This is a genomic window from Acidovorax soli (assembly GCF_014207955.1).
Classification (GTDB): Bacteria; Pseudomonadota; Gammaproteobacteria; order Burkholderiales; family Burkholderiaceae_C; genus Acidovorax; species Acidovorax soli_A.
Window position 1 is genome coordinate 21459 of the sequence record NZ_JACHLK010000035.1, and the last position, 7681, is coordinate 29139.

Annotated in this window: 7 protein-coding genes; 4 read left to right on the forward strand and 3 right to left on the reverse strand. The window is 69.0% G+C overall.

Going from position 1 to position 7681, the window contains the following annotated elements; all coding sequences use genetic code 11:
* Both HNP48_RS34825 and HNP48_RS34830 read right to left on the reverse strand, forming a co-directional pair.
* Positions 1–1032: an NADP-dependent oxidoreductase gene (locus tag HNP48_RS34825; protein ID WP_184866215.1), complete on the reverse strand. Its 1032-nt coding sequence runs from the start codon at positions 1030–1032 to the stop codon at positions 1–3.
* On the reverse strand, positions 1032–2282 hold the full coding sequence (locus HNP48_RS34830) for an MFS transporter (RefSeq protein ID WP_184866199.1): 1251 nt from the start codon (positions 2280–2282) through the stop codon (positions 1032–1034). Before HNP48_RS34830 ends, HNP48_RS34825 begins: the two co-directional genes overlap by 1 nt.
* Before the next feature lie 75 nt (positions 2283–2357).
* Here HNP48_RS34830 and HNP48_RS34835 point away from each other — a divergent pair, with 75 nt between their 5' ends.
* Positions 2358–3371 (forward strand): AraC family transcriptional regulator, encoded by a 1014-nt coding sequence (locus tag HNP48_RS34835; RefSeq protein ID WP_184866201.1) that lies wholly within the window; start codon positions 2358–2360, stop codon positions 3369–3371.
* 9 nt (positions 3372–3380) lie between these two features.
* Here the strand turns inward: HNP48_RS34835 and HNP48_RS34840 are convergent, their stop codons facing one another.
* Positions 3381–3845 carry an Lrp/AsnC family transcriptional regulator gene (locus HNP48_RS34840; protein WP_184866203.1) on the reverse strand — a complete coding sequence of 155 codons (465 nt, stop codon included), beginning with the start codon at positions 3843–3845 and terminating at the stop codon, positions 3381–3383.
* A gap of 102 nt (positions 3846–3947) precedes the next feature.
* Between HNP48_RS34840 and mdeB the strand changes: the two genes are divergently transcribed.
* The 3 genes from mdeB to HNP48_RS34855 all read left to right on the forward strand — a co-directional run bounded on the left by mdeB (position 3948) and on the right by HNP48_RS34855 (position 7506).
* A complete protein-coding gene (mdeB, locus tag HNP48_RS34845; RefSeq protein WP_184866205.1) occupies positions 3948–6623 on the forward strand; it encodes an alpha-ketoglutarate dehydrogenase in 2676 nt (891 codons plus the stop codon).
* A gap of 88 nt (positions 6624–6711) precedes the next feature.
* Positions 6712–7158, forward strand: a complete 447-nt coding sequence (locus HNP48_RS34850) for a GNAT family N-acetyltransferase (protein WP_184866207.1) — start codon at positions 6712–6714, stop codon at positions 7156–7158.
* Between the two features lie 114 nt (positions 7159–7272).
* A complete protein-coding gene (locus HNP48_RS34855) occupies positions 7273–7506 on the forward strand; it encodes a hypothetical protein (RefSeq protein WP_184866209.1) in 234 nt (77 codons plus the stop codon).
* The last annotated feature ends 175 nt before the right edge of the window (positions 7507–7681 follow it).

A 7681-nucleotide genomic window follows, 5' to 3' on the forward strand; every position in this document is an offset into this window, starting at 1 on the left:
CTACTCGGCGACGCGCACCACCGTTTTGCCGAAGTTCTGCCCTTGCAGCACGCGGCGCAGCGCCTGGGGCGCGTTCTCCAGCCCGTCCACCATGTCCTCGCGCAGGCGCACCTGGCCCTGGGCGATCCAGCCGGCCATTTCGCGGCGAAAGGTGTCGAAACGTTCGCCGTAATGGTCCAGGATGATGAATCCCTGCATGCGCACGCGCTTTTGCAGCAGCGTGGCGGTGAGGCGGGGCAAGCGATCGGGCCCCGGCGCTGGCGCGCTGTCGTTGTAGTGCGCGATGAAGCCGCACACGGGCACGCGGGCGTGCAGGTTGAGCAGGGGCAATACGGTGTCGAACACCTCGCCGCCCACGTTCTCGAAGTAGACGTCGATACCCTGCGGGCAGGCCGCTGCCAGGCGTGCCGCCAGGTCGGGCGCGCGCCGGTCCAGGCAGGCGTCAAAGCCCAGTTCTTCCACAGCATGGCGGCACTTGTCGGCCCCACTGGCAATGCCCACCACGCGCGCGCCCTTGAGTTTTGCGATCTGGCCCACGATGGCGCCCACGGCGCCGGTGGCTGCGGCCACCACCACGGTTTCGCCCGGCTTCGGTTGGCCGATGTCGAGCAGGCCGACATAGGCGGTGAAGCCTGGCATGCCCAGCCCGCCGAGCGACTGCGAGGGCTGCGCCGCATCGCCCAGCGCCAGCAGGTCGCTGCCGTCGGAGAGGGCGTAGTCCTGCCAGCCGGCGTTGGCCAGCACCAGGTCACCCGTGCGGAATTGGGCATTGCGCGAGGCCACGACCCGGCTCACCGTGCCACCCACCATGGGCGCGCCAATCTCCACCGGTGAGGCGTAGCCGGGGCCGATGGGGTCCATCAGGTTGCGCATGTAGGGGTCGATGGACAGGTAGAGCGTCTGCAGCAGCACCTGGCCCTCGGCAGGTTCGGGCACGGGCTGCGTGTCCAGCCCGAAGTGCCTGGGTTCGGGCAGGCCCTCGGGGCGTGCGGCCAGCGTGATGCGGCGATTGGTCAAGGTGGCCATGGTCATCATGCTGCCGACGTGGGACGGGGCCCGTGGCGCAGCGTGAGCAGCGTACCGAGCGTGAGGGCTGCCAGCGCAAAGGCCGGGCCGCCCAGGGCGCCCACATGGTCGACCATGATGCCGCCGAAGATGGCGCCGCTGGCGATGGCGATCTGGAAGGCCGCCACCAGCAGGCCGCCCGCGCCCTCGGCCTGGTCGGGCGCGGCGCGCACGATCCAGGTCTGGAAGCCCACGGGGAAGGCGCCAAACGCAAAGCCCCACAGCGTGACCGCCACGGCCGTGATGGCGGCCGACTGCCCGGCCACCAGCAAGGTGGCGGCCAGCACGGCGATGACGGCGCCGCCGGCCACGATGGCCTGGCGCTCGCTGCGCCCGGCGATCCAGCCGCCCACGAAGTTGCCGAAGAAGCCGCCCACGCCATAGCCCAGCAGCACGGCCGTGATGGTGGCCACCGACAGGTGCGTGACCTGCTCCATCAGCGGGCGGATGTACGTGAAGCCCGCGAAGTGGCCCGAGATGACCAGCAGCACCGCCAGCAGGGCCACGCGCACGGGCGGGCGGCGCAGCAGCTCGCCCAGCACCTTGAGGTTGGGGTTGTCGCGCGGGGGCAGGGCGGGCAGGGCCACCAATTGCACGGCCAGGGTGATGAGGCTGATGCCACCGGCCGCGATGAAGGCGCTGCGCCAGCCCCACAGGTCGCCCATCCATGCGCCGATGGGCGCCGCACACACGGTGGCCACCGACACCCCGGTGAGGATGAAGGACATGGCCCGCGCAAACAGCGAGGCCGGCACCAGCCGCATGGCCAGCGCGGCCGACATGGACCAGAAGCCTCCCAGCGCCACGCCCAGCGCCACGCGGGCCACGAGCAGCGTGGGCAGGTTGCTGGCAATGGCCGAGAGCGCGTTGGACAGCACCAGCATCACCGTGAAGGCCAGCATCACCCAGCGGCGGTCGATGCGGCGCGTGAGCAGCGGCAGCGAGGGCGCGGCCACGGCGGCCACCAGCGCCGTGACGGTGACGGCCTGGCCCGCCGCGCCATCGCTCACGCGCAGGTCGCTGGCCATGGCGGTGAGCAGGCTGGCGGGCAGGAATTCGGCCGTGACCAGGCCGAACACGCCCAGCGCCATCGAGGCCACGGCGGCCCAGCGCGCCTCGGTGGGCTCGGCGGCGGGAGGAGCAGGAGTGGGGGCGGCATCGGCCAGGGCGCCGGCAGGCGCATCGAGGCAGGTCGAGCAGGAGGGAGAGGAAGACACGGGAATGGCCCTGGGGGTGGATGGAAGGCCATGGTAGGAATAAGATGCAGGCGTTTCCATGCCCTAAAAGCCGAAATGCTTGACTTTTTATCCCGGCCCTTTGACCAGCTGGCGCAAGAGCCCTTTGCCGAGCCGCCCGACCTGCTGACCCAGATCCTGCTCGGCCTGCGCCTGGACGGGGTGGAGTATGGCCGCTGCGTGCTGCACCCGCCCTGGGCGATCGCCTTCCCGGCGCAGCGCTCGGCGCGCTTTCACTTCGTGGGCCATGGCGGTGCCTGGCTGCGCACGCCCACGACCGAGTGGCAGCGCCTGAACCCAGGCGACGCGGTGCTGCTGCCCCACGGCAGCTTCCACGTGTTGGCCAGCTCGCCCGATGTGCCGCCGGTGGACATCGATTCGCTCGCGCGCAAGGCCGTTTCGGAAAACATCTACCTGGTGGATGGGCGCGACCCCCGCAACGCGCACCTGGGCACCCCCGTGGCACCGCCCCCGCCGCAGGCGCCCGACGTGATGTTCTGCGGCGCGCTGCGCTTCAACCTCGACCCGCTGCACCCGCTGATGGCGATGATGCCCGAGGTGATGCTGGCCGGCGACCTGGCCCGGCGCGACACCATGGTGCCGGTGCTGCTCGAAGCCATGGAGCGCGAGGTGGCGCAGGACCGCATGGGCGCCTGCGCCATCCTGGCGCGGCTGGCCGATGCGCTGGCGGCCAGCATCATCCGCGCCTGGGTGGAGTGCAGCTGCAACAGCCCTACGGGCTGGATCGCCGCAGTGCGCTGCCCGCGCATCGGCAAGGTGATCGCCGCCATCCATGCCGACCCCGAGCGCGACTGGAACGTGCCCGTGCTGGCCGACCTGATGGGGGCCTCGCGCTCGCGCTTTTCCGAGTCGTTCACGCGCACCATGGGCGAGAGCCCGGCGCGCTACGTGGCCAAGGTCAAGATGTCGCAGGCGCGCCGCTGGATCGCGCGCGACGGCATGCGCGTGGCCGTGGCGGCCAACCGGCTGGGGTATGAATCGGAGGCTTCGTTCAGCCGGGCGTACAAGCGCATCATCGGGCACCCGCCGAGTTCGGCGCGAGCGGAATAGGGCCGCCCGTTAGCGCGGCAGCGGCAGCGCCGTCTTGTAGCGCACCTGCTTGAGCGCAAAGCTGGAGCGGATCTTCTCCACGCCCGGGATGGGCGTGAGCTGGTCCAGGATGAAGCGCTCCAGCGCGGCGATGTCGGCCAGTTGCACGCGGATCAGGTAGTCGCTGTCGCCGCTCATGAGGTAGCACTCCATCACCTGGTCGTGCTCGGCGATGCGGCGCTCGAAGTTGGCCAGCGACTCCTTGTTCTGCGCCTTCAGGCTGATGCTGATGAACACATTGAGCCCCAGGCCCAGCGCGGCGGCGTTGGCCAGCGCCACATAGCGGCTGATGACGCCTGCGGACTCCAGCGCCTTCACGCGCGCCAGGCAGGGCGAAGGCGACAGGTGCACGCGCCGCGCCAGCTCCACGTTCGACAGGGAGCCGTCGGCCTGCAACTCGGCCAGAATGCGCAGATCGAGGGTATCCAGCTTCATGTGCTGCAGTGTAGATGTTTTGCGGCATGAAGTGCTGCGTGATGGCCGTTGGCGGCCCAAAACGGCATCCCATTCGGGGCGCTTGTGCTTACAGTGCATTGCATGAACGCCCCCACCGCACACCACCACCTGCTCACGCCCGCATCGGCCTCCGCGTTGGCTGATACGGACCCCCAAGAAACCGCGGAATGGCGCGACGCCTTTCTGGCCCTGGTCGCGACCGAGGGGCCGGAGCGTGCACGCTTCATGCTGCAGGAGATGGTGCGCCTGGCGCGCGCGGGCCGCGTGGGCTGGCAGCCCGACCTGAACACGCCGTATGTGAACACCGTGGCCGTGCAGGACCAGCCGGTCTTTCCGGGCGATCTGGCCATCGAGGAGCGTGTGGCCTCCATCGTGCGCTGGAACGCGCTGGCCATGGTGGTGCGCGCCAACCAGGCCTATGGCGAACTGGGCGGCCACATCGCCAGCTACGCGAGCGCGGCCGACCTGTTCGAGAGCGGGTTCAACCACTTCTTCCGCGCCCGGGAGGGCCTGGGCGAGGGCCAGCACCGCGGGGATCTGGTGTTCTTTCAGCCGCACAGCGCGCCGGGCGTGTATGCGCGGGCCTTCCTCGAAGGGCGCCTGAGTGAGCAGGACCTGATGCACTACCGCCAGGAGCTGACGGCGCCAAGCGCGGACGCGCAGGGCCTGTCGAGCTACCCGCACCCCTGGCTGATGCCGGACTTCTGGCAGTTCCCCACCGGGTCCATGGGCATCGGCCCCATCAGCAGCATCTACCACGCGCGCTTCATGCGCTACCTCACGCACCGCAATCTGCTGGACTGCGCGGGGCGCAAGGTCTGGGGCGTGTTCGGCGATGGCGAGATGGACGAGCCCGAGAGCATGAGCGCGTTGACCCTGGCCGCGCGCGAGGGCCTCGACAACCTGGTCTGGGTGGTCAACTGCAACCTGCAGCGGCTGGACGGCCCGGTGCGCGGCAATGGCCGCATCATCGACGAGCTGGAGCGCCTGTTTGCCGGCGCGGGCTGGAACGTGGTCAAGCTGGTCTGGGGCAGCGACTGGGACGGCCTGTTCGCCCGCGACCTGACCGGTGCGCTGGTGCGCACGCTCGAAGGCACGGTGGACGGCCAGATGCAGACCTTTGCGGCCAAGGACGGGCGCTTCAACCGCGACAACTTCTTCGGCCAGAACCCCGAGCTCGCGGCCCTGGCCCAGGGCATGACGGACGAGCAGATCGACCGCTTGAAGCGCGGTGGGCACGACTTGGTGAAGATCCACGCAGCGTATGCCGCCGCCGCGCGCCACCAGGGCCAGCCCACGGTGATTCTGGCGCACACCAAGAAGGGCTACGGCATGGGCACGGCCGGCCAGGGCAAGATGACCACGCACAGCCAGAAGAAGCTCGATGAGACCGATCTCATCGAGTTCCGCAACCGCTTCAACCTGCCGCTGAGCGACGAGCAGGCCACCAGCCTGGCCTTCTACAAGCCCGCCGAGGACAGCCCGGAGATGCGCTACCTGCGCAGCCACCGCCAGGCCCTGGGCGGCTACCTGCCGCGCCGCGACACCACCTGCGAGGCACTGCCCGTGCCCGCCATCGGCAGCTACGCCCAGTTTGCCCTGCAGGCCGATGGCAAAGAGATGAGCACCACCATGGCCTTTGTGCGCATGCTGGGCAGTCTGCTCAAGGACGCGACGCTGGGCCCGCGCATCGTGCCCATCGTGGCCGACGAGGCGCGCACCTTCGGCATGGCCAATCTGTTCAAGCAGGTGGGCATCTACAGCAGCGTGGGCCAGCGCTATGCACCCGAGGACATCGGCTCGGTGCTGAGCTACCGCGAGGCGCTGGACGGCCAGATCCTCGAAGAAGGCATCAGCGAGGCCGGCGCCATCGCCAGTTGGACGGCCGCGGCCACCAGCTACACGGTGCACGGCCTGGCCATGCTGCCGTTCTACATCTATTACTCGATGTTCGGCTTCCAGCGCGTGGGCGATGCCATCTGGGCCGCGGCGGACCAGCGTGCGCGCGGCTTTTTGCTGGGCGCCACTTCGGGCCGCACCACCCTGGGCGGCGAAGGCCTGCAGCACCAGGACGGCAGCAGCCACCTGGTGGCCGCGACCATTCCCAACTGCAAGGCCTACGACCCGGCCTATGCGGGCGAGATGGCCGTCATCGTCGACGCCGGCATGCGCGAGATGGTGACCGAGCAGCGCGACGTTTTCTACTACGTCACGCTGATGAACGAGAACTACGCCCAGCCCGACCTGCCCGAGGGCGCGCACGAAGGCGTGCTGCGCGGCTGCTATGTCTTGCAGCGCTTCGAGGCCGAAGGCCAGGCGGCTGCTGCCAATGCGCGCCAGGTGACGCTGCTGGGTTCCGGCGCCATCCTCACCGAGGTGGTCAAGGCCGCGCAGCAACTGGCGAGCGAGGGCATCACCGCCACCGTGGTCAGCGTGACCAGCTGGAGCGAATTGGCACGCGATGGCGTGGCGTGCGAGCAGCTCGCCATCGCGGGAGAAGATCAGCCGGGTACCCCCTGGCTTGCAGCACAGCTGGCCGCCACAAGCGGACCGGTGATTGCTGCAACCGACTATGTGCGCGCCGTGCCCGAGACGGTGCGGGCCTTCATCCCGGAGGGCCGCAGGTACATCACCCTGGGGACCGATGGTTTCGGGCGCAGCGATACGCGCGCTGCCCTGCGCACGTTTTTCGGGGTGGACGCTGCGGCGGTGGCGAAGGCTGCGAAGTTTGCCTTGGGGGCCACGGCAGCACGCTGAGGCCAGAGGCTGCTGCAGGCAACCGCTTCAAGGGCGGCATGCGTGGTGCGCTACGCTTGCCGCCTTCGTGTTTTTGCGCGTGCTTGCCATGACCCAGCCCTTTGCCACGGTGGCCCTGACCGCCGAAAACATCGCCGATTGTGTGGACCTGTACCAGGGAGTGTTCAACGCGCCGCCCTGGAACGATGGCTGGGAGCATGCGGCGGTGCAGGAGCGGCTGGCGGCGTTCATGGCCTTCCCGACGGCGCGCGGGCTGGCCTTGCAGGTCGAGGGGGCGCCCGTTGCGATGGTGCTTGGGTGGAAGGAGCGCTGGGTCAACGGGTGGACCTTCCACATCAAGGAGATGTGCGTGGCCGGGAGCATGCAGCGGCAGGGCGCGGGGGCAGCCCTGATGCAGGCCTTGGAGGACGTGCTGCGGGCAGAGGGCGTGGTGAGCCTGAACCTGCAGACCCTGGAGGAGGCGCCGGCCTTTGGCTTCTATGAAGCCCTTGGCTACCGCAAGGGGCGGGTGGTGATGCTGGGGAAGCTGTTGTAGTGTGGTTTTCCAGCCCATCGGCAAACGACCCATGCGGCGCAGTCGGGGAACCCCCATTGCCCGCGGCGCAGAAGCGTTCTTACAATGTGTTGCAGTCAACCGTTGGAGGGCACCATGGCACATGTCACCTGGGACCACGATCCGCCTACCACCTGGATAGCGACGGTCAGCGGGCAGGCCGTCTGCTCCGTCAAGCGCAAGGACATCGGCGGCTGGACCGCGGGCTGGACGGATGAGCGCCTGTGGCCGCCGCCCTCCCATCTGCCCAAGGCACAGCCCCAGCCCACGCGGTTCTTCAGCAGCCTGGAAGAGGCCAAGGTGGCGGTGGAGCAGGCGTTGGCGGCCTGAGTGCTGCTCGGGTTCTTCGGGTGTTGGACATCGCAGGCATTGGTCAGTGGCCTGTAGCTGCTGTTTTGACGGCGTGCCTCTGCCGAGGGCGGGAGCCGGGATGTGCGCCCGGCGGCGCACCTACCTTCTTTTGCTTCGTCAAAAGAAGGTAGGCCAAGAAAAGACGACCCCGCTG